A 26,512-nucleotide genomic window follows, 5' to 3' on the forward strand; every position below is an offset into this window, starting at 1 on the left:
ATAGCCGGGCCGGATGCGGCCCCTGACGCCACCGCGGGACCGCCCAAAGACAACCAGTATTCGCGGCGATCCCGCGGCGACGCCAGGAACCGCCCCACCGAGCCGATTCCGGCCTCCGGCCGGGGCAGACTCTCATCGACCGGGACATTCGAAACACGACCTAGGCGGGCGGGTTTCCCCACACCACTGTCGAGCCCTGGACCAGGTTGAGGTTCGGTACGGCGACCGGGGCCGAGCCGCTGGGGGCCAGGCCCTGGCGCGACCAGTCGTTGCTGGGGTCCCAGCTGCCCGAACTGGTGATCCGGACCTGGATCTCCTTGCGGTGCCGGGACTGCCCGCCGGGCGCGACGCCCGACTGGCAGGTGATCTCGACGTAGTGCACGTTGCCGGAGAACTGCTTCACCGCGGGTGGATCGCACTGGTTGTACGGTGACGTCACCGAGATCTGGCTGGCCGTCGTGGTTCCGTCGAGCGTGAAGTAGTAGCGCAGTGCGCCGGTGAAGGTACGCGCCGGCCACGCCGACTTGTTAATCACGTATGCCTTGAACTCGGTGAAGGTGGTGCCGTCCGGTTGGTTCAGCGCGCCCTGGGCGAAGAGCTCGGGGCCGTCCGGGGTTTCGGCGGTCGGGAACGTGGCCAGCGGAGCGCCGCCGTACTCCGCGTAGAGACGCGCGAGTGCGCCGGTGAATCCCGCGTTGTAGTCCAACGCGACCTCGTTCATCGTGTAGTTCGAGCGATCGTCGGTGTACGCGTCGTTGGGCGATGTCGGTCCGCCGACCAGCGCGCCATAAAGGACATGCCGGTTGGTCGCCGGGTCCGTGATGCTGTCGCCCCATGAGCCGTGCGCGGTCCGGTGATGAGGATTGCGCGGCGGATTGGCGCCGAACCCGACGACAAAACTGGACTTCCGTGGGTTGTCGCCCAGTGCGTAGTTGATCTGCCGCACGCCGAAGTCATGATAGGTAGTGGCGCGGGTGGGATCTTGGGCCTTGAGCCAGTCACTGTAGAGCAACGCGACGAACGCGGTGTTGGCGGCGTAACGCAACGAACCCCACGTGTCGAGCACAGCCTGTCCGCCCGGTGAGTACGGTACCCGTTGCCCGTTCACGCCGACAGTCCAGTAATCCAGCCAACGGTTCGCGTCGGCGATGTACTGTTGTTTGCCGGTCAGCCGGGCCAGCAACACGTAGGCGCCATAGGACTTGTCGTCCCACGCGATCGTCCACTTGTACGAGCGGGTCGTACTTTGCGGCTCGGTGGGCAGCTTGGGGTACTCCGCCTCCGCTTTCGCCAGGTATGCGCTGTCCCCTGTGGCCCGGTAGAGCCAGATCGCGCCCCAGACCAGCTCATCCTGGTAGCCACTCCAGGACCGGTAGAAGTTCTGGGCGTCAGTGATGCAGTCCGAGTACTTGCCCCGGTACGTGTCCGCGAACGTGTAGAGCTGCTTGGCATGCGACAACAGCGTTGCGGCATACGCAGGATCGCTGTCCTTGAACACCAGGTAGCTCGCCGCGAACTGAGCCGCCGCCTCACCCGCGAGATCGGAACCGGGGCAGGAGGCGTCGATCTTGTACGACGGGCGCGCCATCGTCATCGTCTCGGCCGGACCCCACCACCTGTGGTCGTCGTCGCCCTTGCCGACCTGGCCGTACAACACGTTCGGCTGCGGATGGGCCTTGAGCAACCAGTCGTTGCCCCACTTCAGATTGGCCTTGAGGTACGGCAGTTGACCAGAGCTCTGGTACGCGGCCGCGTTCTCCACCGCGCCCCAGGCGAGCATGGTCATGCTGAACTGGAACGGCAGCCCGAACTTCACGTGGTCACCGGCGTCGTAGAAACCGCCGGAGAGATCCAGTCCGACGTCCTGCCCGTCGGTCAGCGCCGAGTCGCCGCGCCAGGAAACCCTGTTGTCGGCGGGCAACCGGCCGGAGCGCTGGGCGTCGTAGAACCACACCGACTTCTGCAACGCCTCGCCGTAGTTGAAGGTGGCGGCGGGCGCGACGCTCGCCGTGGCGGGCACGACAGCCGCGCCCAGCACCAGGACTGCCGGCAGAACCCGAGACATCATCGTCCACATGGGATACCTCACGACCTTGAGCGACGCACCCTCGTGAGTGTTTATCAGTGTTCTAACCCTGATAAACACTCACGAGGGCTGACCTGGGGTTTGTTTCTGGGAGCGCTCCCAGACTTCACTGTAGCGAAGAGCCAGTCGATCGGTACTCCGTCATCCGGGTGACGGCGCTGTCAGCGTGACCAGCCAGCCGGGGTGGTCGGTGCTGCCCATCATGTCGATCTTCGTGGTTCGGCCGAACGACAGATCATCGCTGGCGTACACGTGCTGGACGTTGCCGTCGCCCCGGCGGGAGAACCCGCCGGGATCGCAGTCCCGCATGCTCGGCGAACCGTGGTCCCGCAGATTGAAGTCACCGGCGACGACAGCAGGCCGCGGATATCCTGCCACCCGAGCCATCAAGTCGCGGCACTGTGCGAGTGCGGTCGGCGCGTTGTCCGCGGACAAGTGCGTGGTACATACGCTCAAATGCGCCGCAGCAAGACACGCCCAAGCGCGTAGCTCACGGTGCCCGTCCGCAGCCGTGTACTGAGCGGCGTAGATACCGGACTCCTCGGCGAGACCCGCAAAGGCGGTGGCAACCATGACGATGTTGCCGTAGTGCTGGTCGCTGCCGCGGCACAGCACGGGCGTGCCGTCGAGGTCGCGTGCCGCGACGAACAGCGCCCGCGCGGGCCCCATAGCCGGCCGCAGCCGGTCGACGTCACCGGAACATGCCTCGTTCACCGACAGCACCTGCGGCTTGCTCGACCTGATCACCTCGGCGGCCTTGGCCATGACCGCGTCGCCTCGGTAACAGCCGGCCATCCCGCCGTGGCAGATGTTCAACTGCAGCACAGTGATCGTGGTGCCGGTGATCTTCGCCGCCGACGGCACGCCGAGGAACGCGAGCGTCACCAGGACGATGATCACGCGGTTCATGCCGAGACATAAGCAGACTTCCCGGCTTGCCACAACCGCGCGGCTCGGCCGATCAGGCTTCCCTGGCCCGCGCGGTCAGGTCACCTGCGTGCCGGCGTCAAAGGCCCTGTGGCGTAATAGGTCTTGCACACGGGACCGTCATAGTCGGTGGTCACTTCGAGCACGGCTTTCCCGTCCGGGGTGGGCAGCAGGTAAGGGCTGAAGTTGCGGCATCCCTCGTTGTTGACGCCCTCGACAGGGATCGGCGCGGGGATCTCGTACCACGGCCCGGCGCCGACGTGATCGTTGGCGAGGATGGTCTTGCCGTTGCCCGGCGAGATGCTGCCGTCGTCCTCCACCAGCATTTCGGTGATCACCAGGACTGTTCCGGCACTGCCGGGTCCCGCGCTCCACGCGACGGTCGGGGTATGCCTGCCGTACTTGCCGTCCGCGGTACGGATCACGGTGCCGAGGTCGTACGGGTCACCGAAGTCCCATCCGTCGGCGGAACGGCGGAAATACGCACTGCAGAGGTGAACCAGGTCGTTGTTGCACACTTCGTAGGTCATGAAGTACGAGCCGTCGGGTAAGCGGATCGCGTTGATCATCCCGGGCCGGACGTACCAGTCGGTGTTGACCACGGTGTGCCGGTAGTCGGTCCAGGTGATGCCGTCCGCGGATCTGACCTGGACGAGTTTCTGGTCGTGGTTGGCCTTGTCGGTCTCGTCGGAGTAGAACGCGACCAGTGTGCCGTCGGCCGCGACCGCGAGGCTGGGTTCCCAGGTGTTGTACTGGTTGGGCGAAACCGCGATGTCCGAGACGTGCCGCCAGTTCCGGCCGACGTCGGAGCTGGCCCATAACCGCTGGCGGGTCTGGCGTTGCCCTTCCGGCGCCTGGTATCCGACCGTCACGGCCCATAACACCGTTCCCGCGGGCATGGCCCCGATGGGCGAAGGTAACTCGTACAGGAACGAGCAACAGATCCCGGCGCCGTTGGCCGCCGCGGGGTCCTCGATCGCGGCGATCTGCTGGAAGGTCTCGCCGCCGTCCGTGCTCGCGCTGATCACTCCGGCGCCCTGCGAGCCGAAGTTCGTGGTGATCGCGGCCAGGATTGTCCCGTTCGCCGGACCACTGTGCTCCAAACGGATCACCCGTGGATAAAAGCTTCCGCCGTCGTACAGCACACGACGTTCCGGCGCCGGCGCGCTCAGCAAAGTCGCGACCAGCATGACCACCGCACCCGCGGTCAGCACCACTGCCACCCCTACTACGTCAGGTGATCATTACTTCTCTCATCGTAACGGCCGCGGTCGGTGATCGGGTGACGAACTGGTTGAACCACGCTGACCTGCCGATATAGTGGCGAATTCGCGGACATGCGAGGAGAAGGCCGGCCTGGACATGGCGCCACACAAAGCGATCAACTTCTGGACGTCCGTCAATCCGGCCTGGCAGGAGTGTTTTCTCCTTGCCTGGCAGTCCTTCCAGGCAAGGAGCATCCCGGTGGGCGCCGCACTCGCCGACGCCGATGGAACGATCGTGGCTCGCGGCCGAAACCGCTGGAACGAGAACAGCGGTCCACAGGGCCAACTCGCGGGCAGCAACCTCGCCCACGCCGAGGTCAACGCGCTCGCCCGGCTGTCACCGGGCGACTATTCCGATCATGTCCTGTACACCACGCTGGAGCCCTGTTTCCTGTGCACCGCCGCACTTCGGCACAGCCACGTCGGAACCGTCCGGTTCGCCGCCCCGGATCCGGCCTGGCACGGCATCGACCAGCTCCCGCGGCTCAACCACAACATCGCCCGGCGCTGGCCGTTGCGCGAAGGTCCGGCCGGCGGACCGCTGCAGACCTTCGCGGCGGTCCTCCACCTCGTCTCAGCAGTGGAACGCGACATACAGTCCACAATAGACAGTCACTGGCCGGTGATGCCCGGCGCCGTGCGGCTCGCCAGGGAGCTTGCCGGACCGAAAGCCGATGACCTCCGCGGAATGCCTTTGGTCTCGGCGCTTCGCGCGGTGTGGACGAGTCTCATCCGGCTGAGCACGCCGGGAAGGGACTAACGCGGGACGGCAATTGTCTTGCCGGGCAACGTGCCAGCGTCGTGCCGGGCGTGCACCTCAGGCAGGTCGGCCAAAGCGACCCGCTCGGCGACGTGGACATGCAGCGTCCCAGCGTTCACCTGGCTGACGAGCCTGGCGAGCTGCTCGGCGTCACTGCGCACGAAGACGCTGGTCGAGCGCACCCCACGTGGGTCGGCCTCTGGCCCGGGTGTCGTCGTGGTGACCAGAACGCCTTTCGCACGGGCAAAACCTGCCAAGGTAACCATGTCGGCGGGCGAGACCGGCGCGAAGTTCAGCACTGTGTCGAATTCGCCAGTGACGCCGTCGGTGCCACGACCGACCACGTCGGCGCCGTAGCCGCGCACCCGGTCGGCATTGCGCGGACCTGCTGTAGCCACAACCTTCACGCCTGCCCGCACGGCCAGCTGGACGGCGTAGCCGCCGACCGCGCCACCCGCTCCATGCACGAGAATTCGCTGTCCCGCTTGAACATCAGCGTGTTCGAACAGCGCCTGCCACGCGGTCAGGCCACCCGAAGGCAGCGCGGCGGCGTCAGCGAGCGGAATCGCGGTCGGCGCCGACGCCAAGACGTCGACCGGCGCGATGACGTACTCGGCGGCCGCGCCGTCTGCCGTCATCGGCAAGAAGCCGACGACCTCGTCACCGACCCGGAACCGGGTAACGCCCTCGCCCAACGCCTGCACGGTGCCCGCGACGTCGATGCCGGGCGTGTGCGGCAGCCGCACCGGGAAGACCTCCTGCACGTAGCCGGCGCGAATGGTGGCGTCGATCGGGTTGAACGACGTGCCCGCCACGCGCAGCAGTACCTCACCGGTGCCCGGAAGCGGCTGGTCGATCTCCTCGGCACGCAGGACCGCCGCGTCGCCGTACTGGTGGAACCGAATCGCCTTCACAGTCATCACCTCTCGGATATTTGCTTCGAATTCGAAGCACAGCCCGAGTGTACATCGCTTCGAGTTCGAAGCAAGTGGCTTCCCGATGTGATCCGCTCGACGCCGGGCGACCCCACGCCCAAGTCCGACGCCGGACATCGTGATGTGGCCACACGCGACGGTGCACACACGCGTACGCGACCACATTCGCGCCGCACCACCGCGATCAGTGATCAGTCAAGCCTCGCGCCACCGGCCGCCCGCTTGCGATCCGCGGCTGTCCGTGCTCATGTAGTGCGCGGAGACGCCGCGCCCGACAGTGGATCAGGAGCAGCAAGTGGACGTACCAGACGCCATCTGGTGGCTGACGATCATCGGGATCATCGGCCTGCTCCTGTTCGACTACTTCGCGCACATCCGCAAGGCACACGTGCCCACCATCCGGGAAGCCGCGTTCTGGTCGTCCGTCTACGTCGGGATAGCCGTCCTGTTCGGAATCGGTGTGCTGCTGTTCGGCGGCGTGACCATGGGCTCGGAGTACTTCGCCGGCTACGTCACCGAGAAGGCCCTGTCGGTCGACAACCTGTTCGTCTTCCTGGTGATCATGGCGAGCTTCAAGGTGCCCAGGGCGGACCAGCAGAAGGTGCTGCTGATCGGGATCGTGTTCTCGCTGATCGCCCGGACCGGTTTCATCGCGCTGGGCGCCGCCCTGATCAACCTGTTCGCGTGGGTGTTCTACCTGTTCGGGATCATCCTGCTGGTCACCGCGGGAAACCTGATCAAACCGAGTGGCAGCGAGGAACGCACCCCGGACAACTTCATGGTCCGCGTGGCCAGGAAACTGTTCCACACCTCGGATCGCTACGACGGCGACAAGCTGTTCACCGTCGAGAACGGCAAGCGGGTCATGACGCCGATGCTGCTGGTCATGGTGGCGATCGGCGGAACGGACCTGCTGTTCGCGCTGGACTCCATCCCCGCCATCTTCGGCCTGACCCAGAACGTCTACCTGGTCTTCACCGCGACCGCGTTCTCCCTGCTCGGCCTGCGCCAGCTCTACTTCCTCATCGACGGCCTGCTCGACCGGCTGGTCTACCTGGCCTACGGGCTGGCGACCATCCTGGCGTTCATCGGCGTCAAGCTGATCCTGCACGCCCTGCACGAGAACAACGTGCCCTTCATCAACAACGGCCAGCCCGTCAACGTCGCCGAGATCAGCACCGGCTTGTCGTTGGCCGTCATCTTCAGCGTCCTGTTCGTCACCGTCGTCGCCTCGTTGACCAGCAGGTGGGGCCGGGCCCAGAACGTCATCGCCCAGGCCCGGCGGCACGCGGTCCAACTGTGCGAGATCGAGGACGATCCGGCGCTGCGCGCGGAGATCTACGCCAAACTGCGTGCCGAGGAGGCCCAGCTCAAGCAGCTGCCGGAGAAGTACCGCGCCCGCATCCGTGAGGAAGAGAAGCTGATGGAGCTGTTCAGGCGGGCGCACGCCGAACAGGCGCACGCCTGACCACCAACGGCGTCACACCGTCGACGTACCGCCGCTGCTTCAGCGTCCGGTGGAGCCGTCGATCAACTCCCGCAGGATGTCGGCGTGCCCGGCGTGCCGCGCGGTTTCCTCGATCAGGTGAGTCAGCGTCCAACGCCGGGACGGCGCCGGTCCGCCGCGCTTGGCCGGGCGGGGAGCCGCCTCGGTGAGGTCGTCCCAGGAAACGATCTCGCGGTTCGCCTCGGCCGTCGTTTCCCGGTAGCCGGCCAGGATCGTCTCGGCCGTCTCCGTGGGATCGAGGTGGAACGTGGCCTGCCAGTTCGTCACGCCGTGGCCCAGTAGCCAGTGCCTTTCCACATAGGTGAGGTGCTTGACCAGCCCGAGCAGGTTCGTTCCCGACGGCACACCGGCCACACGGGCCTGGGGTTCCGGCGCTTCCTCGGCCTTGGCGGCGACGGCGGCGCGCAGGTAGTCGAGGAAACCGACGAGCACGTCCCGCTCCCCCGGTCCGGCCGTCGGCGGCCCGGTGTCGCGTTTCCGCTTCGCTTGACGTTGAGTTCGCATTGTCTCCCCACGGGATCGCCTGCGCACCAGCCTCGCGCCGACCGCCGCGGCGCGCACGAAAAGTTGCCGGTCCGGCAAGACCGGTGACTCGATATCAACTTCGCGCCACACTGTGTTCACGGATCGGTGAAAGGATGCCGTCGCCCCGGCCTGGCCTGTGAGGAAGTGACCGAATGTCACGGTTGAGCGCCCTGCTCGCGGTCGTCACCAGCCTGCTGACCGGGGTCTCCGCGGCAGCCGCCGATCCCGCCGAGGCCAACACCGTGGCCTACGGCGCTTTCCAAGTGGTCCGTGCGACATCGTCCGCAGCTACGACCCCCAGACCTCGGTGGTGCTCAGCACCAGCACCAAGACCACGACGTGACAGCGAGTCCGCGGCGGACGGACCCGGCGAGAAAGGCTTCGCAGCATGACCGACCTTTCAGCCTTTGCCGAGCTGATCCCGATGGACCACGGCCTGTGCGTGTTCAACACGGTTCGCCCCGACCGCGGCATCCAGTCCTCTGTGGTCAACGCCGGGGTACTGGAGCACCCGCTACGGGCGGGACGCGTGGTCGGGCTCGTGGCCATGGGCGGCTCACGCAAACTGCACAACCTGCGCGCCGAACCGCGAGCCACGATCGTCGCCCGGGCCGGGTGGCGGTGGGCGACCGTCGAGGGTAGTGCCGAGATCGTCGGCCCTGACGATCCGCATCCGGATGTCGACGGCGAAGCCTTGCGGCTGTTGCTGCAGACCATCTTCCGCGCCGCGGGCGGCACGCACGAGGACTGGGGCGCCTACGACCGGGCGATGGCCGAAGAGCGACGTGCCGCCGTTCTCCTCACACCCCTACGCGTCTACAGCAACCCGACGGCCTGACGGCGGGGCCGACTCGTACTTTGGGCTGATCTGCGGGCGCACCGGCTCTCGTACCATGAGTTGGTGTACGGCCTTCTCCGGTCCTTGTATGACGAGCCGAGCCCGTCCCGTCCGAACTCCCGGGCGTGGTGGGACTGGGCGCTGGTCGGCGTGATCGTGTCGGTCGCGGTGGCCGAGGGGGTCCTGCGTCAGGACCTGCCGTGGCGGGTGGTCTCGACCGTCATGACCGTGGGATTGGCGCCCACGCTCTTGTGGCGCCGGACCAGGCCGTTGCTGATGGTCGCGATCGCGTTCGGCGCCAGTGCCGTGGTTACCGTGCTGATCGGCGCTGAGCCACAGTCCAACACGATGGTGTTCGTGCTGCTTCTGGTGTACTCGCTGGTCCGGTGGGGGTCGGGACGCGAGGTCGTGCTCGGCACGGCGATCATCCTCGTGAAGCTCTGCCTGTCACTGCTCCTCGGCTACATCAGCCTCCCGGACACGCTCGCCGGACTCGTCGTGCTGTTCTCGGTGGGCGCACTGGGCTCGGCAATGCGTTACCGGGCCAAGGCGCGGATGCGTGAACTCGACCAGGTCAAGCTGCTCGAACGGGAACGGCTGGCGCGCGACTTACACGACACGGTCGCCCATCACGTCTCGGCGATGGCGCTGCGGGCCGGGGCCGGTCTCGCGGCATCGGAGACGGAACCGAACGCGGCGACCGAGGCACTCACCGTGATCGAGTCGGAGGCGTCGCTGGCGCTCGCCGAGATGCGCACCATGGTTCGTGTCCTGCGCCAGAACGAACCGGCGGACATCGCGCCGAACCCGCGCATCGGCGACGTCACGCGGCTGGCGACCCGAGCCGGGCCCGGACCGGATGTCGAGGTGGAGATCACCGGTGCCGTCGGCGACCTGCCGTCCTCAGTGGAGACGGCGATCTACCGTCTCGCACAGGAATCGGTCACCAACGCGAGACGACACGCGCGCCACGCGACCCGCGTCGAAGTCCGGATCACCGCTGACGACACGTCGGTGTCCCTGCGTGTGAGCGACGACGGAGAACCCAGTCCGGCCGTGACGCCCGGTCACGGGCTCATCGGCATGATCGAGCGGGCCGACCTGCTCGGTGGCACGTGCCAAGCCGGTCCCGATCCCGAGCGTGGCTGGACCGTCACGGCTGTGCTGCCCCGGATTCCGGTACCGGGGGCAGCGAGATGAGCATCCGCGTGGTCGTCGCCGACGATCAGGAGATCGCCCGGACCGGGTTGACGATGATCCTCAACGCGCAGCCGGACATCGAGGTCGTCGGTGAGGCAGCCGACGGGCGGCGAGCGGTCGAGCTCGCCCGACGGCTGCGCCCTGACGTGTGCCTGTTCGACATCCGGATGCCTGAGCTCGACGGCATCGAAGCCACCCGCGCGCTCGCCGGACCGGCGGTCGGCGATCCGCTCGCCGTCGTCGTCATCACCACGTTCGACCTCGACGACTACGTCTACGCCGCGCTTCGGGCCGGTGCCAGGGGTTTCCTGCTCAAGGACTCCGGCCGTGCCATGCTCACCCAGGCCGTTCGCGCCGCGGCCAACGGCGACGCCCTGATCGCCCCGAGCATCACCGCCCGGCTGCTCGGCGCGTTCGCCAGCACCGGGCCCGCGTCAGCACCGGCACAACCGATCGACGTGCTCACCGACCGCGAGGAGCAGATCCTCGTCGCCGTCGCCTCCGGCCGGACCAACAGCGAGATCGCGGCCGAATTCCACATCACGCTCAGCACGGTCAAAACCCACATCGCCAGCCTGATGGCCAAGCTGTCCGCCCGTAACCGGGTCGAGATCGCCATGTGGGCGTACGAGACCAACCGCGTGCGGAACGGATCCCGCCGATAGTACGGCTTCGGCCCCGTACCATCGGCCGGTTCGACTCAGGCCCATCTTCCGATGAGGTGCCGGGCCTGGTGACGGCACGCTTTCGGGCATGTCGACGGAAACTCCCCGCGCCAGACCGAGATGGCTCGCACCTGCCGGGCTGATCGCGCTGAGCGCGGTGCCGGTGATCGCCGGCGCGGCCCGGCTGACCGAACTGGGCGGCGGTGGACCGGTCACCGCGCGGAACGCCCGGTTCTTCGCGGCTCCGTTGCCGTTGGTGCTGCACATCGTCGGCGCCAGCGCGTTCTGTGTGCTGGGCGCCTTGCAGTTCGCGCCGCGGCTGCGGGGCCGCGGCTGGCACCGTGCCGCCGGTCGCTGGCTTGTCCCTTGTGGACTGGTCGCCGCTCTTTCGGGACTGTGGATGACGTTGTCCTACCAGATCCCGGACAGCGTCGTGCTCGCCGCCGCCCGGCTCGTGTTCGGCTCGGCCATGGCGGTGTGCTTGGTCCTCGGAGTCGTCGCCATCCGGCGGCGGGACGTCATCCGGCACAGGGCGTGGATGACCCGGGGGTACGCCATCGGGCTGGGCGCGGGCACCCAGGTGCTGACTCTGCTGCCGTTGAGCGTCGTCACCGAGACACCCGACGAGCTCAGCAGGGCGTTGCTGGCCACCGCCGGCTGGGTGATCAACCTGGCCGTCGCCGAATGGATCATCCGTAAACCGTTACGTGTCAAGGAGACTCGATGAAAGCGATCGTTCAGGACCGGTACGGCTCACCCGACGTCCTGAAGCTCATGGACGTGCCGAAACCCACGGCCGCGGACAACGAGGTGTTGGTGCGGGTGCATGCGGCGGCGGTCAACGCGTACGACTGGCACGTCATGCGAGGCGATCCGTACCTGATGCGCGTGATGTCACCCGCTTGGTTCGGCCTGACCGGTCCGAAGAGGAGGATCAGAGGCCGGGACTTCGCCGGCCGTGTCGAGGCCGTGGGCAAGGCGGTGACCCAGTGGCGGCCCGGGGACGAGGTGTACGGGGATCTCGGTGACGCCAACGGGGCCTTCGCCGAACACGTCAGCGTCCCCGCCGGCCTCGTGGACCTGAAACCGGCGAACCTGACGTTCGAACAAGCGGCGGCGGTACCGCTGGCGGGCGGCACGGCCTTGGCGGGACTGCGAGAAGTCCAAGCCGGGCACCACGTTCTGATCAACGGCGCCTCAGGTGGAGTGGGGACGTTCGCCGTGCAGATCGCGAAGTCGCTCGGCGCGGACGTGACCGCCGTGTGCGGCAAGAGGAACATCGACCTCGTCGAGTCGCTCGGCGCTGACCACGTCATCGACTACACCCAGGAAGACGTCACCAGTGCCGGCCGGCACTACGACGTCGTTTTCGACCTCGTGGGCAATCATTCGCTGGCCCGGTTGCGCGGCATGCTGGAGCCCACCGGAACGCTTGTGCTCTCCGGCGGAGGCGTGTCCCGGGGCGGCAGCATGTTCGGCCCGATGGGCCTGATCATCAGAGGCAAGATCATGTCCCGCTTCGTGCGCCACCGGATGGTGGTGCTGACCGTGACGCCCGGCAAAGAGCCGCTGACCGCGCTGCGGCGGCTCATCGAGGCCGGGGAGGTCACCCCGGCCATCGACCGGACCTACCCGTTGCACAGGACGCCGGACGCGATCCGTTACCTCGAGGAGGAACACGCCAGGGCGAAGGTCGTCATCACCGTCTGACAGATCGACGAGTGTGGCGCACGTCATGTCTTGCTGAATCGCCTGCGGCGACGGGTTTTCCTCCGGCGGTTGGTCTTCATTGGTGACTAAGACATTCCACTTGAGACGAAACCGCGAACAAGGAAGCTGTACATGAGCACACCACAGGTGGAGCTGAGCTCCGCCAAGGCGAACCTGGCACTGGCCACGCTGTTCCTGGGCATGTTCGTCCTGGGCAGCGCCGAACTGCTCGTGGTCGGCGTGCTGAACCTGATCGCCGCCGACCTGAACGTGTCCATTCCGGCGGCAGGCACGCTGGTGACCGCCTACGCGCTGGCGCCTGGGCGACCAGTTTCCTCAAGCCGCCGGTCGTCGACGAGACCGAGCAACCGCTGGAAGCGGGCGCCGGAGGGTGAGGACGGACCCGAACGGCGGACAACCCAAGGGCGGTCAACCATTCCGTTCATGTCAGTGATCCACTACTCTGGGTGAGATCTGGGGGCCGCGACGCGAAGGAGTAGTTTGTCGATGGCCACCGTCACCCGTGTACTGCCTTGGACGATCACGGCGGCCGGTGACGTGCTCACCTTCACCTACGCCGCTGACGGCAGGCGGCACTCGTTTCCCCGGGTCTGGAACGGCCGGGGCCTGGGCGTCACCGAGGCCGACCTGCCCGCGTTCACCCGGGCGCTGGCCCAGGTTCCGGGCTCCGAGAACGTGATTCCGTCCCAGGACGACCGCACCGGGGAAACCCGGCCGTCCTGGTCACAGCCGCGCTACGACCAGGACGAATCGTTCGTGTACATCACCGGTCCCTGCCACTTGCCCCGCCCTTTGCCTGGTTACGCGCCGACGTCGACGTTCACCATCGACATCCGCCACATAGCGGCGCTACGAGCCAGACTGACGGCATTCCTCCGTACGCGCGAGAAGACACTCAGCCCACGACGGCGGTGACGGCTCAGCGTTGGCACAGGTCCCGGTGCGCGGCCCGGGCGGCGAGGATCGGCAGGAAACTCTGAAACTTGGCCTTGTCGGACAGCCTGCGGTACGCGGCGGCGACGGCCTGGCGGATGGACTGGTAGTCCACCTGGTTCGCGCAGCGCCGGGAGACCTCCTCGGCGGCCTGGTCGAGTTGCGCCTCGACCTTGGCGTGCAGGTCGTGCGGATCGCGGACGAGGTGCCCGTCGAGCATCGCGACCACAGCTACTCCTCTCAGTCGGCCTACCGAAGTGGTTGCCCGGCGATCCAGCGGGTAAACGACTCACCACCGGGCAGACCTGAACAGCGGCGCCGCGAAGGCTTACGGTGATGCGGTGAGTGTCGTGGAAGGTGGTGACGTGCTGACGACCATGTCGGCGGCAGTGCGGCGGCGTCACGTGGACGAACAGATCCGGCGCCTGGAATCCCGCCTGGTACGGGAGCACGACAAAGTGCCGCCAAGCCTGGTGCACGAGTGGATCGAGCGGGCACGGGCCCGGCTGGGCGGCGCGCCGGTGCAGGACTTCGTGCCGCTGCTCGTGGAACGTGCGGTGCGGACTTCCGCGCGTGAGTTCCCTGTCGATTCGTCCGGGTTGTCGGGAACGTACCTGTCCAACTGGGCCCGGAACACCGCGAGGCGATTACTCGCCAAGGAGCTGCCCCGCCGATGGGCGCACACGGAAGGTGTGGCCCGCCGGGCGGAGCAGGTGGCGCATCTGCTGCCGCCCGGGGAACAGGACCTTCTGGTCGCCGCGGCGTGGTTGCACGACATCGGTTACGCCGCCGAACTGGTCGACACCGGATGGCACTCGCTCGACGGCGCGCGGTACCTGCGTCGAGCCGGCGTCTCCCCGCGCGTGTGCGGCCTGGTGGCACACCACTCGGGCGCGGCCGCCGTGGCCCACCTGCTCGGTCTGGCTGACGGGCTCGCGGAGTTCGACGACGACCGTGGACGCCTCAGGGACGCGCTGTGGTACTGCGACATGACCACGGGCCCCGACGGGCATCCGACGACCCTGGACAACCGGCTGGCGGAGATCCGGCGGCGGCGGGGACCCGAGGACCCGGTGGTCCGCGCTCTCGACATCAACGTCGACGAGCGCCGGGCGGCCGTCCGGCGCGTCCACCGGCTGTTGCGCCGGGCAGCGGCATGACGCGCGGTCCAGCGGCGGCGTAGACCAGGGCGACGAGGGCCGGGACTTCGATCACGGTCCCGTAGGGCCGACGCGCGGCAGCAACCTGCCTTCGTACCACGCACGGCCACGGCTTCTCACCGAACCGGCGGGTCAGGTAGCCCGCGGCGAGCGGGATGCCGGGAAGACCAGCGTGCCGGCCCGGTGCTACTTCTTCGGCGTGATGGTGACAGGAACCTCCGTCCGCAGCGGGACCGCGGAGTCCGTGGTGGCGGTGATGGTGCCGCTCACCGCCTTGGGCCCCGCGAGCAGACGGAAGACGAACGTCACCGAGTCGCCTGGCGCCACTTGCTGGTCCGCCGCACAGACCACCGTGTCCTTGCCCGCCGGGCAGGAGACGGTCTGCTGCGCGGCGCCGTCCATCTGCAGCAAGGGCTTGCCGAGCAGGTTGTTGCCCGGTCCGACCACCTTGACGTCGTCGGGCAGGGACAACGTCAACGTCGGGGGCGGCGCGGGGGCCGTACCGGAGTTGCGGATGGTGATCGGCAGCGTGGTGGGCGGTCCTCCGGTGGACGTGGTGAAACCGCTGGGGACGGTCAGCGTCAGGGCGGGCGTGGCCGTGCCCGCGCCTGGCGTGTTCCTCGGCGAGGCGGCGCTCGGCTGGCCCGCCGCAGGTGCCGCCGTGACCGGCGGTGGCGGTGGGGTGGCCTTCGGCGTGAGGGTGGCCGAGACGGCAGGCCCAGTCGCCGCGGCCGTCGTGGGGCCGCTGGTACTCGACACAGGCGGCGGTTCAGCGACCGTGGTGGGGCCGATCGACTGGTTCGGCGCGTCCGCTCCCGACGTGATGGCGATGACGAGCACCGCCGTCGAAGTCGCCGCACCAAGCCAAGGCAGCACCGAGGTGGAACTGCTCGCGGCGAGTGACACCGCCGCGGCCGCCTTGCCCGTCCCGGCGGCCAGGTAACCGGCGGTACCGACGCCGAGGACCAGAGGCGCCACGACGCCGCGCAGCGCTCCGTTGACGTCGGCCAACTCCGCCGCCAGTGCCCGGCACTCGACACAGCCGTCCAGGTGCGCCTCCACCTGCGCGGTTTCCCGCCTGGACAGGCCACTGCGGGTCCACGAGCCCAGCTTGGCGGCGGCAGCGCGGCAGCGCTCGGGCGGATTGTGCGTCACGTGCGCCTGGAGGTACGCCTTCCGCAAGCCCTCACGGGCCCGGTAGGCCGTCGCGGAGACGCTGTTGGGGGTCAGGCCGAGCAGTGGCGCGATCTCAGCGGGTGCCTGGCCCTCGATCTCGGTGTGCCACAACACCGTCTGCCAACGCTCAGGCAGGCTCGCGAACGCCCGGACTACCAGCGACCGGTCCAGCTGGGTCACGGCCGTGTCGTGGAACGGCAGGCTGGTAACACGTTCTACGCCCGTCACGGCCTCCACGTCGTCGGCCAGCTCAACCTTCCGATCCCGCCGTGTCTTGTCGTAGGCCGTGTGGCGCAAGGCGGTCAGCAGATACGGACGGAAGGCCGAGTCGGGACCGCCGCCCGCCAGCAACGACGCGAGGACTTTGGCGAAGGCGTCCGACACCAAGTCCTCGGCCTCGACCGGTGACCGGGCCACCTGGCGCGCAAGGTTCTGAGCGGCATGCACGTGACGCGTATACAGCTGTGCGTAAGCCTGGATCGTTCCGCCGCGCACGGCCTCGATCAGCTCCGCGTCCGAGGGCTGGCGCGGAGCCTCCTTCGCAGTGTCACCCCATCGAGTGACGTCCGGTTCCCGGTCAGCAGGCCGGACGCTCGCGGTGGGCCGGGCACGTGGTGGACGCGACGCCGGGCGGTCAGCCGGCCTGCGCGGTGCCGCGTCTTCAGTGCCGGCAGGCAGACTCCCCGTGTCCAGGCCGAGAGCGCGATCGAGGTCGGCCCGCATGACGGCCGCGTCGCTGGACCGCCACCGCTCCATCTCGCGTTCATCGGGGTGCCCGATCAACGGTCGTCCCCCTTCCGATGCTGTGAGTGATGAAGGGGACCTTATCGGTAACCGCGATTGCACCACGGCCATGGCCACGCCCCCCTCGTGAGTGTTTGTCGGCGTTAGAACCCTGATAAACACTCACGACGGATCATGCGGTCAGCGCAGGAGGGCGGGCAGGTGCTCGTATCCGCGCAGCACGCGGGTGCCGCGCCGGGTGGCACCGGGGCGCAGGCGCAGGTCCGGGAAGCGGTCGAACAGGACGCGGAGGCCGACCTCGCCTTCCATCCGCGCCAGCGAGGCGCCGAGGCAGTAGTGGCGGCCGGCGGAGAACGACACGTGTTCCCGGGCGTTCTCGCGGGTGACGTCGAAGGTCGCCGGGTCGCTGAAGAGGGCCGGATCACGGTTCGCGCCCGCCAGCACGGTGAGCGCGATGGCGCCTTCCGGGACGCGTACGCCCGCGATCTCGGTGTCCCGCAGGCAAGTCCGTCCGGTCAGCAACACCGGGGGATCGACGCGGAGTGTCTCCTCGACGGCGTTCGGCCATAAGCCGGGGTCGTCGCGGAGCGCTCCGAGCTGGGCGGGATTCCGGCAGAGCAGGGCGATCCCGTTGCCGAGCAGGTTGACGGTCGTCTCGAAGCCCGCGGCGAGCACGAGCCCGGCGGTGGCCCTGAGCTCCGCGTCGGTCAGGCTGACGCCGTCCTCGCGTGCGGCGATGATCCGGCTCATCAGGTTGTCGCCGGGGTGTGACCGCAGGTGGTCGAGGTGATCGGCGAGCCAGGAGTCGAACGCCGCCAGCGCCGCCTCCACGTTGCGGAACTCCCGCCACGACAAGCCCATGTCGAGGCTGGGCGCGGCCGCCCCGCCGAGTTCCAGCACCCGTTGCCGTTGCTCCTCGGGGACGCCGAGGATCTCGGCGATCACGGTCACGGGCAGCAGGCTGCAGTACGTCTTGACGAGGTCGACAGGCCGCGACGGATCGAGAGTGTCGAGAAGGTCGTTGGCGATCTGCTCGGTGCGCTCACGCAGGTTCTCCACCGCGCGGACGGTGAAAACCCGGGTGACGAGCTTGCGATAACGGGTGTGCTCCGGCGGTTCGGTCGCCAGCAGGGACGGCGGCGCCACCGGATGCAGCACGTCGGGCGCCGACCACCGGCTCAGCCGGGGCAGCAGCCCGTCGCCGCTCGGCCCTACCCCGGACCGGAAGTCGTTGCTCGTCAGCACTTCCTTCACCGTCGAGTGGGTGGCGGTGACGAAGGCGAACCTCGTCCTGACCAAGGGACCCAGGTCACGGATCTCGGTGAACAGGCCGTCCAGCGCGGCGGTCGGCGCCTTCTCGGCCTCGTCGACCAGACGGGCCTGCAGGTCCCCGCGTCGAGCGGCCACCCGGAGCGCGGCGCGGGGCACGGCGTGGGCCAGCCCCCATCGCACCACTGGCTTCACCAACCTGATGGAGCGCGCCTTCAAGGTCGTCACCACGCGACAATACCCACCATGCCTCGTCAATCCGTGTGGTGTAACCGCGCCTGAAGCGGGAACGCCGTGGGGATGAGCACTTCGGGCAAGTTTTCACTGGTTCCGGACCTGCCGAAGGAACTGCAGGTCGAGGTGACCGGCGCATGCAATCTCCGGTGCCGGATGTGCTTGGTGCGCTACGCCCCGCCAGTGGGGCGCTCGGAAGGCGCGTTGTCGTATCCGGCGTTCCGCGACCTGGTCGACACGCTTCCCGAGCTGACCAAGCTGACGCTGCAGGGGCTGGGTGAGCCGTTGCTGGCGCCGCACCTGCTGGACATGATCCGTTACGCCACCGAACGTCGTGTCCAGGTCGGCTTCAACAGCAACGGTGTGCTGTTGAACCGCCAATGGGCCCGGGATCTGGTGGCGGCGGGCACCAGTTGGGTGCATATCTCCCTGGACGGCGCCACGGCGTCCACCTACGAGGATGTCCGGCATTCCACCACGTTCAAGCCCCGGCCCGGACAGTTCGACCAGGTGGTGGCGAACCTGCGCACGCTCGTGGCCGAGCGGGCCGCGGCAGGCGCGACCAAGCCGGTCATCAAGCTGGTGTTCGTGGCCATGCGGCGCAATGTCGCCGAACTGCCCGCCCTGGTCGACCTGGCCGCGGATGTCGGTGTGGACGAACTGTGGGTGCAGAACCTGAGCCACACCTTCAGCGACACCGACCCGGCCGGACACTATTCCGCGATCCGGGCGTACACCGCCGAGGAAAGCCTTGTGGCGGCTGAAGACCAGGAGACCTCACGGCGTGCCTTCGCCGCGGCGGCCGCGAAGGCGGCCAGGCGTGGCCTGGATCTCCGGCTACCGGAGTTGACGGAGCAACAGGTACGGGACGATGCCGTCGGATGCACGTGGCCGTGGGAGTCCGCTTACGTGACCCACCGAGGCGAGGTGCAACCGTGCTGCATGGTGATGGGCAGCGATCGGGCCACTCTCGGCCGGCTCGACGAACAGCCGTTCACCGAGATCTGGAAAGGCGAGCGCTACCAACGTTTTCGGGCGGGACTGCGCAGCCAGGACCCGCCTGAGGTCTGCCGAGGTTGTTCCCTGTACCGCAGCATTTTCTAGCTGACCAGGACGACCTGTCGCTCCACGGTCTCGGGCAACAGGTGTCGTTGCCTGGCGATCGCGGGAAGCCGGAGCAGGGCCGCGCCCAGCGCCGCCCTCGCGTCGCGGTCGCCCAGACCTCGCCTGGCCAGCGCTGTGGTTTCGGCCAGTGCGACGGTCAGTGGACGGCGCAGCCAGGTGGTGAGCAGATCGTTGCGCAGCTCCGCTCGCCGCCGGGTCGCCGACGGGCCACGGACACTGGACGGCTGATGGTGGGCCACCACGTCGTCGACATAGCAGCAGGCCCAGCCGGACGCGGCCATGTCCCACGAGAACAGGCGTTCCTCACCCGGGAAGAACAGCACCGGGTTGAAGCCGCCCACAGCCAGGAACGCTTCCCTGCGGACGATCGACCCACAGCAGACGAAGCCCAGCACGGACGGTCCGGGCAGGTCGTCGGCCCGGCCCAGCGCGGACGACTTCATCTCCGCACAGACCGGGTCGACGACACCGCCGGGTTCGACCACGACGCGGGCCGCGACAAGGCCCAGCCTGGGGTGCCGTTCGAACAGCTCCTCCGCTCTGCGCAAGGCTTCCGGTGCCCACCACGAGTCGTCGTCACAGAAGGCCACATAGGACGTACGGGCCAGCCGCACACCATGGTTGCGCGCCGACGCACCGACGTTGCGCCCCAGCGCCACCGTCTCCACCCAGGGGAACTCCTGGGACACGCGGGCCACCGTGCCGTCGGACGAACCGTTGTCCACCACGATGACGGGCACCGACAGGTCCTTCAGATGTGCCAAGGTGCGCACCAGCTCGTCCACGCGGTCACGCGTGGCGATCACAACTGTTGTTTCACCCACTCGCGAGTGTTACCCGTTGCCTCCTCCGTTACACAGGCGATCTCGCTGCCGCAGGATTTTCCTGTCGTGGCTCCAGCAGCAGCGCTTGTTCACCGAGCAGCCGGCCGGTGAAGGCTTCACCTTGGCCGTCGCCATCGCTGGACACGCGGATCTGCCAGTCACCCCGTACATCGAACCGCCGCGGGTGATCGGCGAAGTTGATCACGGTGATCCGGGTGTCGGCATCGGCTCGCCGGGCGTACGCGAGCACTTCGGGCGGCGAGGGCAACTCGGTCCAGTCACCGGCCCGCAACGCCGGGCTGCGCCTGCGTTCGGCGATCAGTCGCCGGTAGAGCCGAAGGACCGAGCCGGGATCGCCGGCGGACGACTGGGCGGACAACTCCCCGGCGTCCGGCGGGAACGGCAGCCACGGGTCCTTTCCGGACCAGCCGTGCGGATGCCGTGCCAGCCAAGGGATCGGCGCACGCGACCCGTCGCGGCCACCCGGATCGACCCGGTTCTCGGGCGTGATCACCGCGTTCTCCAGCCCCAGTTCCTCGCCCTGGAACAGAAACGGCGTTCCACGCAGGCTCAGCAGCATGACGGCCGCGGCCCGGGTCCTGCGCAGCGAGCCACCGTAACGAGTGCGGTGCCGTTCGTTGTCGTGGTTGGACAACACCCAGGTCGGCCATGCCGCCGCGGCACCGAGTTCGCGTTCCACCTCACGCACGCACATCCGGAACACCACCGGGTCCCAAGGCGCGTCGAGTGGCGGGAAGTTGAACGACATGTGCAGTTCGTCGTCCGCGCCGTAGTATTCGGCCACCTGCCGGGTGGAGCGGATGTTGACCTCGCCGACCAGCACGCGGTCACCGGGATAGGAGTCGATCAGCCCGCGCAGACCGCGCAGCACTTCGTGGCTGTACGGCTGGTCGTTGAAGTCCGACAACGGCTGTCCCGCCGCGCACCGCGGGTCGTCGGCGAACTGCGGGTCCTTGCCGACGCAGTGCGCCACGTCGATGCGGAACCCGTCGACGCCCCGGTCGAGCCAGAACCGCAGCACGTCGTGCATGGCCGCGACCACGTCCGGATTGCGCCAGTTGAGGTCCGGTTGTTCGGGCAGGAACAGGTGCAGGTAGTACTGGCCGGACTGCTCGTCCCACGTCCACGCGCTGCCCGCGCCCAGCGCGGCCCGCCAGTTGTTCGGCTCGTCCCGCCAGATGTACCAGTCCCGCTTCGGGTTGTCGCGTGAGGACCGCGACTCACGGAACCACGGATGCTGGTCGGACGTGTGGTTGGGAACGAAGTCCATCAGCACCCGCAGGCCCAGCCGGTGCGCCTCGGCCAGCAGCGCGTCCATGTCCGCCAGGTCGCCGAACGCCGGGTCGATGTCGGTGTGGTCGCTGATGTCGTAGCCCGCGTCCGCCATCGGCGACCGGTAGACCGGCGACAGCCAGATCGCGTCCGCGCCCAGGTCACGCACATGGTCCAGGTGCTGGCGGATACCGGCGAGGTCACCGACACCGTCACCGGCCGCGTCGGCGAACGAACGGGGATAGACCTGGTAGACGACCGCTTCTCGCCACCACGGATGCTGTCCGGTCAACGGCGCGGCTCCTTCCCCGTCGGCAGAACGCCCTCTGTCGAAGAGTGAACGCGCGTGCCGGACGCCAAACATCGTTTGCGCCCGTGGCCCACGGGTAGGCATGCCTCATGACCGAACAGCGACCACAGTCCGAGCAGCAGGAGAACCTGGAGCTGCGGGACGAACCGGAGACCCGCGACGATCCGGAGACCTGGCTCGAGAACGACCCGGACGCCGTCAGGCCGGAGACCGGCACCGGCACCGAGGCGCCGCAACTGGCGACGCCGGACGGCGGTGGCGCCCCGGCCGACGAGGAACCGACCGAGATCGCCGAGGGCGCCGGTGACGACTACCCGGCCGGTCCGGAACAGCAGGCCATGCGCGTCGAAGAGGGCTGACCCCCTGCTCTTCACGCGGGCCGTTCAGCGCGGGTGGTTCGCCCGGATGTTGCGGGCGGCTGACTCGACGGTCTGGACGAGGCGGCGTTGCCGGGTCTCCGGCCGCTTCGCCGCCGAGATCCACTCCAGGATCAGCCGTTTCGACGACGGCGGGAAACGGGCGAAGTTCGCCGCCGCCGGCTCGTTGCCGTCCAGCAGCTCCTTCAGGTCCGCGGGCACCGTCGGGGCCTGCCACGTTCCAGTCGCCTTGGCGAGGTCGATCAGGGCCTGGCCGCGTGGCGTCATCAGGCCCTGCTCGATCATCCGCGCGGCCCGTTCCCGGTTGAGCCCGCTCCACGAGCTGCGCGGATTCCTCGGGCTGAACCGGAGCCGCGAGCTGGTCGCGTCCCGTTTGCGGTGGTGACTGTCGATCCAGCCGAAGCACAGTGCCTGTTCGATCGCCTCGTGGTAGCGGGGACTCGGGTTCGGGCTGTCCTTGTGGTGCAGGACCAGCCAGACCTCCTTGGCCGAGTCGCAGTTCCCGGCCAGCCACGCACGCCACTCCGCCGTGTCGCGGGCGTAGAACGTGCTCATCCGAGGATCTCCAGGTAGTGCTTGTTGTACATGACGCCGAGGACGTTGCCGAACGGGTCGATCACCGACGCGGGCACGAAACCCGGCCCGCGTTCGATCACCGGCATGTGCGGCTTCGCACCGAGCTCGACGAGGCGCTCGACGGCGGCCCGCACGTCGTCCACGTGCCAGTACATGATCGCGCCGCCCGGCCGGTCCCGGTCGTCCGGCGCGAAGCGGGCGTCGACGATGCCCAGTTCGTGCTGGTAGTCGCCGATGCGGAACTCGACGTACGCCGGTTTGCCGTCGGCCTCGCGGACGAAGTACGGCTCGATCCCCAGCACCTCGCTGTACCACGCCACGGCGGCCGGGACGTCCTCGGCGAAGATGTTCACGGTGGCCAGTCCTCGCAGCATCGCTCTTTCCTTCCCTCGATGAGCCGATGCCGCCATCCTGTCCACCAAAGTGCTCATCAACTGAGCACTTTCAGCTCAGCGTTCGGAATTCCCTCGGGAAGCCGGTCCACCGCAGGTCGACGGGCAGGTGACCCATGTCGTTGAAGACGAGCAACTCCGGCGCGCGCCCGGGCGCGTACTGGATGACGGTCAGCGCCGCGTTGGCATGGTTGAGCGCCAGCCACCGCCACCTGGGCGACTCCTGTGCCTCCCGGATCAGCCATCCGGCCAGGTAGTTGTGGGTGACGAGCAGTTCGTAGCGGTCCTCGTCGCCCTCCACCGGTCCGGTGAACCGCGCGACGGCCTCCTTGACCAGTTTGGCGCCGCGCTGGCGTTCCAGGATCGTGAACTGGCTCAGGAAGCTGAGCAGCAGATCCGCCGACTCCGCCGGCAGTTCCGCACGCTGCGGCATGTACGGGATGTAGTCGCCCGCGGCCTCCACGGCGTGCAGAGGCACGTCGCCGCCCACCTGGTCGGCGATCAGCTTCGCGGTCTGCTCCGCGCGGGCCAGCGGCCCGTGGTGGATCACGTCGAAGGAGGTGTTCGCCAGCCGGCGCCCGAGCAGCCGCGCCTGGCGGCTGCCGGTCTCCGTCAACGCCGTCCCGTCCGGCAGTGTCTCCCCGTGCCTGGTCAGAAACAGGTAGCGACTGCCCATGGTGCCTCCCCGGGTGGATCTCTGTCAGGGGGACGTATCGGACCGGGTACGGTTGCCCGCCCTGAGTTGTTTCAGGGTGTACCCCCGGCCTGCGGGGTCGATCCGCCTTGTCGCCTGTTTGAACAGATACTCCGCACGCGGGTACGACAGGCGGCCCCGGCCGGTCTCCGGACAGAGATCACCGGGCGCGGGCATCCGCGCGGGGACCGGCCGCCGGTCGGCCAGGAACAGCGGGCCCCGTGTCCGCCCGGCTGTCAGCCGCGGCAACAGGCCGGCTGTCGCAGAACGCCAGCTCACCCACGAACGACCGGTCCTGGCCCTGCGGTCGTCGAAGTCGATGTCCTCGACGTTCACCGACAACACCGTTGTCACCGCCGCGCCGGACTCGTGCAGCAACCGCCACAACACCCGTTCCCGGACCGGAACGTCCAGTGCCCAGACAGCTTCCAGCCGCACGGGGTCGAGCGCCGGTGTCCCACTTGACGACTCGGTGCGCCAGTCCAGGTCCGCGTCGAGACCCGCCAGCTCCGCCCACACCGCGAAGGATCTGATGGCCGACCGATGCCGGTTCCACGTCCTGGGGGCCGCGTCCTGCCACGCTGTCGCGAAAACCCGGGCCACGTGCTCGGACTTCAGCGAGCGCAACGGCAACTGCTCCCCCAACGCCCGGCTCAGCCGCCGCAGTGTCTGGCCGTAGGAATGGACCGTGGCCGCGTTCAGATCAGGACGGGCGAGGAAATCACGGGTGGCGTCCCCCAGGGTGGGGCCGGTCGACGCCGGAACAATCGACGCCGCCCGCCGCGCCAGGAAGGCCCGCTCGGCGGCGTTCTTCGTCAGCGCGGCGGCCCGTTGGTACTCCAGCCGCGCTTCCTCGTGCCGTCCGACCTGCTCCAGCAGGTCACCCCGGACGCTGGGCAGCAGGTGGTAGTCCCGCAGAGCCGGATCGTCCACCAGGCGGTCGGCCAGCGCCAGTCCGGCTTCCGGGCCGTACGCCCTGCCCATCGCCACCGCCCGGTTGAGCTGGACGACCGGAGTGGGCAGGAGCCGGACCAACGCCGTGTACAGGTTGGAGATCTGGATCCAGTCGGTGTCCTGCGCGGTTCGGGCCTGTGCGTGGCATACGGCGATCGCGGCCTGCAGGACGTACGGGCCGGGTGTGCCGCCGATGTCACGGGCCCGCAGCATCGCGGTGAAGCCCCGGCGGATCAGCACCGGGTCCCAGCGGCCACGGTCCTGCTCGTGCAGCTGGATCGGCTCGCCCGACGGCCCGGTCCGGGCGGCCTGCCGGGACGCCTGGATCTCCATCAACGCGACCAGGCCGTGCACCTCGGCCTCCTGAGGTGCGAGCGTGGCCAGCATCCGGCCGAGCCGTAACGCTTCCAGGCACAGGCCGGGCCGCATCAGGTCATCGCCGGACGTGGCGGAATAGCCTTCGTTGAAGATCAGGTAGATGACTTCGAGGATCGCGGGGATGTCGGCGGTCCGCGACCGCTCGTGTTCGGCCAGCGTGCGTTTCGCCGCGGCGATCCGCTGGGTGATGTTCAGTTCGGTGGTCAGGAACGCCCTGGCGATCTCCGCCGCGCTCAGGCCGCCCAGCAGCCGCAGGGTGAGCGCGGCACGGTCCTTCGGCGCGAGGACCGGGCTGCAGGTGATGAACATCAGCCGCAGGACGTCATCGTCGCCACTGTCGGCGCTGTCGTCGTCCTGCTGGTCCTGGACGAGTTGCGCCTGCTTGCTCTCCGCCAGCCTGGCGCGCCGGATGTGGTCGACGGCCCGGCGTTTGGCGATGGCCATGAGCCAGGCGCCCGGGTTGTCCGGGACGCCCGACTCGGGCCACTGTTCCAGCGCGGCGACGAGCGCGTCCTGGGCCAGTTCCTCGGCCAGTCCGACGTCGTGCACCATCCGGGTCAGCCCGCCGATGATCTTCGCGGCCTCGAGTTTCCAGACCGCGTCGATCGCTCGATGGGCGTCGGTCACCCGAAGACCTGGTGCACCCGGCTGACGCCGCCGCCGGTGATGGCGAAGAACCGGCGGGCGATCTCCTCCAACTCGTCCTTGGAGCGCACGTCGACCAACGCGAACCCGCCGACCGTCTCCTTGGCCTCGGCGTACGGGCCGTCGGTCACGGTGAGCTCGCCGTCCTTCACCGTCATCAGCATGCCGTCGGGGTCGAGGCCGCCGGTGGCGACGAGGATTCCGGCCGCGGACAGTTCCTCGACGAACTTGCCCATCTCGACGAACAGCTTCTCGTCCGGCGCGGCTTCGTTCTCGTCCCGCATGGTCATCATCATGTAACGCATCGTTTCGGGCCTTTCTGAGTGAGGTTTCGCCCTCACGTCGAACCGCGCATGCGACAGGGAATGTACCCGTTCCCTGTCACATCGTCGATCCGACGTCGAGGCAGGCACCACCGATCGAAAGGACCGGAAAGATGACCACTCGTACGCTTCTCACCTGCGGGATCGTCGCCGCGCCGCTGTGGACCGTCGTCTCGCTCGCGCAGGCCGCCGTCCGCCCCGGTTACTCGCTGGCCCGTGAACCGCTCAGCATGCTGGCCGTCGGCCCGGCGGGCTGGATCCAGGTCGTGAACTTCGTCGTCGCGGGCGTGCTGTTCGTGCTCGGCGCGATCGGCCTGCGGCGGGTGCTCGGCCGCACCTGGGCGCCGCGGCTGGTGCTGATCAACGGCGTCGGCATGGTCGCGGCAGGGATCTTCACCATGGACAGTCAGCCGTACGCCCACATGGCGGCGGGCACGATCTCCTTCGCCTGCCTGATCGCGGCCTGCTACGTGCTCGGCAAGCACTTCGGCTGGGTCTCGTGGGCGGCGGGCACGGCACTGCTCGCCGGCGACCTCTGGGCGATGAGCGGCGGTCCAGTCGGCTCTCTGACGCTGGCCGCCGGAGCGATCGCGGCTATGTTGTGGATCTCCACGGTGGCCGCCAGGTACCGTCAAGATCTCTCCGTGGTGGCGGTCTGAGAGGACG

General features: G+C 68.4%; 28 protein-coding genes. 13 read left to right on the forward strand and 15 right to left on the reverse strand.

Going from position 1 to position 26,512, the window contains the following annotated elements:
- Window positions 1-160: 160 nt before the first annotated feature.
- The 3 genes from GC106_RS21690 to GC106_RS21700 form a co-directional block, all read right to left on the reverse strand.
- On the reverse strand, window positions 161-2,065 hold the full coding sequence (locus GC106_RS21690; protein ID WP_173133659.1) for a glycoside hydrolase family 9 protein: 1,905 nt from the start codon (window positions 2,063-2,065) through the stop codon (window positions 161-163).
- A 162-nt stretch (window positions 2,066-2,227) separates the two neighbouring features.
- Window positions 2,228-2,995 (reverse strand): endonuclease/exonuclease/phosphatase family protein, encoded by a 768-nt coding sequence (locus GC106_RS21695; RefSeq protein ID WP_173133661.1) that lies wholly within the window; start codon window positions 2,993-2,995, stop codon window positions 2,228-2,230.
- An 80-nt stretch (window positions 2,996-3,075) separates the two neighbouring features.
- Window positions 3,076-4,236 carry a sialidase family protein gene (locus tag GC106_RS21700; protein WP_173133663.1) on the reverse strand — a complete coding sequence of 387 codons (1,161 nt, stop codon included), beginning with the start codon at window positions 4,234-4,236 and terminating at the stop codon, window positions 3,076-3,078.
- Between the two features lie 139 nt (window positions 4,237-4,375).
- On the opposite strand from GC106_RS21700, the gene GC106_RS21705 reads away from it, so the two are divergent.
- Entirely contained in the window at window positions 4,376-5,038 is a 663-nt protein-coding gene (locus tag GC106_RS21705) for a nucleoside deaminase (protein ID WP_173133665.1), read from the forward strand.
- Here the strand turns inward: GC106_RS21705 and GC106_RS21710 are convergent.
- Complete coding sequence (locus GC106_RS21710; RefSeq protein ID WP_173133667.1) at window positions 5,035-5,952, reverse strand: NADP-dependent oxidoreductase; 918 nt, start codon at window positions 5,950-5,952, stop codon at window positions 5,035-5,037. The two genes, GC106_RS21705 and GC106_RS21710, sit on opposite strands and share 4 nt — an antisense overlap.
- 316 nt (window positions 5,953-6,268) lie before the next feature.
- Here GC106_RS21710 and GC106_RS21715 point away from each other — a divergent pair, with 316 nt between their 5' ends.
- Complete coding sequence (locus tag GC106_RS21715; RefSeq protein WP_173133669.1) at window positions 6,269-7,441, forward strand: TerC/Alx family metal homeostasis membrane protein; 1,173 nt, start codon at window positions 6,269-6,271, stop codon at window positions 7,439-7,441.
- A 39-nt stretch (window positions 7,442-7,480) separates the two neighbouring features.
- On the opposite strand, the gene GC106_RS21720 is transcribed toward GC106_RS21715, so the two are convergent.
- Entirely contained in the window at window positions 7,481-7,984 is a 504-nt protein-coding gene (locus tag GC106_RS21720; RefSeq protein WP_173133672.1) for a DinB family protein, read from the reverse strand.
- Window positions 7,985-8,393: 409 nt separating this feature from the next.
- Here GC106_RS21720 and GC106_RS21725 point away from each other — a divergent pair, with 409 nt between their 5' ends.
- From GC106_RS21725 to GC106_RS21755, 7 genes are all read left to right on the forward strand, one after another.
- Window positions 8,394-8,843, forward strand: coding sequence for a pyridoxamine 5'-phosphate oxidase family protein (locus tag GC106_RS21725; RefSeq protein ID WP_173133675.1), 450 nt, complete (start codon window positions 8,394-8,396; stop codon window positions 8,841-8,843).
- A 63-nt stretch (window positions 8,844-8,906) separates the two neighbouring features.
- Window positions 8,907-10,043, forward strand: a complete 1,137-nt coding sequence (locus GC106_RS21730; RefSeq protein ID WP_173133678.1) for a sensor histidine kinase — start codon at window positions 8,907-8,909, stop codon at window positions 10,041-10,043.
- Window positions 10,040-10,708 carry a response regulator gene (locus GC106_RS21735; RefSeq protein ID WP_173133681.1) on the forward strand — a complete coding sequence of 223 codons (669 nt, stop codon included), beginning with the start codon at window positions 10,040-10,042 and terminating at the stop codon, window positions 10,706-10,708. The genes GC106_RS21730 and GC106_RS21735 overlap by 4 nt, the downstream gene beginning before the upstream one ends.
- 88 nt (window positions 10,709-10,796) lie before the next feature.
- Window positions 10,797-11,435, forward strand: a complete 639-nt coding sequence (locus GC106_RS21740; RefSeq protein ID WP_173133684.1) for a DUF2306 domain-containing protein — start codon at window positions 10,797-10,799, stop codon at window positions 11,433-11,435.
- On the forward strand, window positions 11,432-12,418 hold the full coding sequence (locus GC106_RS21745) for an NAD(P)-dependent alcohol dehydrogenase (RefSeq protein WP_173133687.1): 987 nt from the start codon (window positions 11,432-11,434) through the stop codon (window positions 12,416-12,418). The genes GC106_RS21740 and GC106_RS21745 overlap by 4 nt, the downstream gene beginning before the upstream one ends.
- A gap of 132 nt (window positions 12,419-12,550) precedes the next feature.
- Window positions 12,551-12,889, forward strand: coding sequence for an MFS transporter (locus GC106_RS21750; protein WP_173133690.1), 339 nt, complete (start codon window positions 12,551-12,553; stop codon window positions 12,887-12,889).
- 36 nt (window positions 12,890-12,925) lie between these two features.
- A complete protein-coding gene (locus GC106_RS21755; protein WP_173133693.1) occupies window positions 12,926-13,354 on the forward strand; it encodes a hypothetical protein in 429 nt (142 codons plus the stop codon).
- Window positions 13,355-13,358: 4 nt separating this feature from the next.
- On the opposite strand, the gene GC106_RS21760 is transcribed toward GC106_RS21755, so the two are convergent.
- Window positions 13,359-13,592 (reverse strand): three-helix bundle dimerization domain-containing protein, encoded by a 234-nt coding sequence (locus tag GC106_RS21760; RefSeq protein WP_376777761.1) that lies wholly within the window; start codon window positions 13,590-13,592, stop codon window positions 13,359-13,361.
- 121 nt (window positions 13,593-13,713) lie between these two features.
- Here GC106_RS21760 and GC106_RS21765 point away from each other — a divergent pair, with 121 nt between their 5' ends.
- Window positions 13,714-14,532 (forward strand): three-helix bundle dimerization domain-containing protein, encoded by an 819-nt coding sequence (locus tag GC106_RS21765; RefSeq protein ID WP_312872780.1) that lies wholly within the window; start codon window positions 13,714-13,716, stop codon window positions 14,530-14,532.
- 186 nt (window positions 14,533-14,718) lie between these two features.
- Here the strand turns inward: GC106_RS21765 and GC106_RS47080 are convergent, their stop codons facing one another.
- Together GC106_RS47080 and GC106_RS21775 are read right to left on the reverse strand one after the other, a co-directional pair.
- Window positions 14,719-16,464, reverse strand: coding sequence for a sigma-70 family RNA polymerase sigma factor (locus GC106_RS47080; RefSeq protein ID WP_246366538.1), 1,746 nt, complete (start codon window positions 16,462-16,464; stop codon window positions 14,719-14,721).
- A 168-nt stretch (window positions 16,465-16,632) separates the two neighbouring features.
- Window positions 16,633-17,949, reverse strand: a complete 1,317-nt coding sequence (locus GC106_RS21775; protein ID WP_312872781.1) for a cytochrome P450 — start codon at window positions 17,947-17,949, stop codon at window positions 16,633-16,635.
- A gap of 72 nt (window positions 17,950-18,021) precedes the next feature.
- Between GC106_RS21775 and GC106_RS21780 the strand changes: the two genes are divergently transcribed.
- Entirely contained in the window at window positions 18,022-19,059 is a 1,038-nt protein-coding gene (locus GC106_RS21780) for an SPASM domain-containing protein (RefSeq protein WP_173133702.1), read from the forward strand.
- Here GC106_RS21780 and GC106_RS21785 read toward each other — a convergent pair.
- Together GC106_RS21785 and GC106_RS21790 are read right to left on the reverse strand one after the other, a co-directional pair.
- The gene (locus GC106_RS21785; RefSeq protein ID WP_173133705.1) at window positions 19,056-19,904 is read right to left on the reverse strand and encodes a glycosyltransferase family 2 protein; all 849 of its coding nucleotides are present in this window, start codon (window positions 19,902-19,904) and stop codon (window positions 19,056-19,058) included. The two genes, GC106_RS21780 and GC106_RS21785, sit on opposite strands and share 4 nt — an antisense overlap.
- A gap of 28 nt (window positions 19,905-19,932) precedes the next feature.
- Window positions 19,933-21,489, reverse strand: a complete 1,557-nt coding sequence (locus GC106_RS21790) for an alpha-amylase family glycosyl hydrolase (RefSeq protein ID WP_217280820.1) — start codon at window positions 21,487-21,489, stop codon at window positions 19,933-19,935.
- A 107-nt stretch (window positions 21,490-21,596) separates the two neighbouring features.
- On the opposite strand from GC106_RS21790, the gene GC106_RS21795 reads away from it, so the two are divergent.
- Entirely contained in the window at window positions 21,597-21,866 is a 270-nt protein-coding gene (locus tag GC106_RS21795; protein WP_173133711.1) for a hypothetical protein, read from the forward strand.
- A 24-nt stretch (window positions 21,867-21,890) separates the two neighbouring features.
- Here the strand turns inward: GC106_RS21795 and GC106_RS21800 are convergent, their stop codons facing one another.
- The 5 genes from GC106_RS21800 to GC106_RS21820 all read right to left on the reverse strand — a co-directional run bounded on the left by GC106_RS21800 (window position 21,891) and on the right by GC106_RS21820 (window position 25,828).
- Window positions 21,891-22,439: a YdeI/OmpD-associated family protein gene (locus GC106_RS21800; protein WP_173133713.1), complete on the reverse strand. Its 549-nt coding sequence runs from the start codon at window positions 22,437-22,439 to the stop codon at window positions 21,891-21,893.
- Window positions 22,436-22,834, reverse strand: coding sequence for a VOC family protein (locus GC106_RS21805; RefSeq protein ID WP_173133716.1), 399 nt, complete (start codon window positions 22,832-22,834; stop codon window positions 22,436-22,438). Before GC106_RS21805 ends, GC106_RS21800 begins: the two co-directional genes overlap by 4 nt.
- A gap of 70 nt (window positions 22,835-22,904) precedes the next feature.
- Entirely contained in the window at window positions 22,905-23,528 is a 624-nt protein-coding gene (locus tag GC106_RS21810) for a histidine phosphatase family protein (RefSeq protein ID WP_173133719.1), read from the reverse strand.
- Window positions 23,529-23,552: 24 nt separating this feature from the next.
- The gene (locus GC106_RS49375; protein ID WP_312872782.1) at window positions 23,553-25,505 is read right to left on the reverse strand and encodes a DUF6596 domain-containing protein; all 1,953 of its coding nucleotides are present in this window, start codon (window positions 25,503-25,505) and stop codon (window positions 23,553-23,555) included.
- Window positions 25,502-25,828 carry a YciI family protein gene (locus GC106_RS21820; protein ID WP_173133722.1) on the reverse strand — a complete coding sequence of 109 codons (327 nt, stop codon included), beginning with the start codon at window positions 25,826-25,828 and terminating at the stop codon, window positions 25,502-25,504. The genes GC106_RS49375 and GC106_RS21820 overlap by 4 nt, the downstream gene beginning before the upstream one ends.
- 131 nt (window positions 25,829-25,959) lie before the next feature.
- On the opposite strand from GC106_RS21820, the gene GC106_RS21825 reads away from it, so the two are divergent.
- On the forward strand, window positions 25,960-26,505 hold the full coding sequence (locus GC106_RS21825) for a DUF998 domain-containing protein (RefSeq protein WP_173133725.1): 546 nt from the start codon (window positions 25,960-25,962) through the stop codon (window positions 26,503-26,505).
- Window positions 26,506-26,512 lie beyond the last annotated feature (7 nt).

It is taken from the genome of Kibdelosporangium persicum (assembly GCF_013280595.1).
Taxonomy (GTDB): Bacteria; Actinomycetota; Actinomycetes; order Mycobacteriales; family Pseudonocardiaceae; genus Kibdelosporangium; species Kibdelosporangium persicum.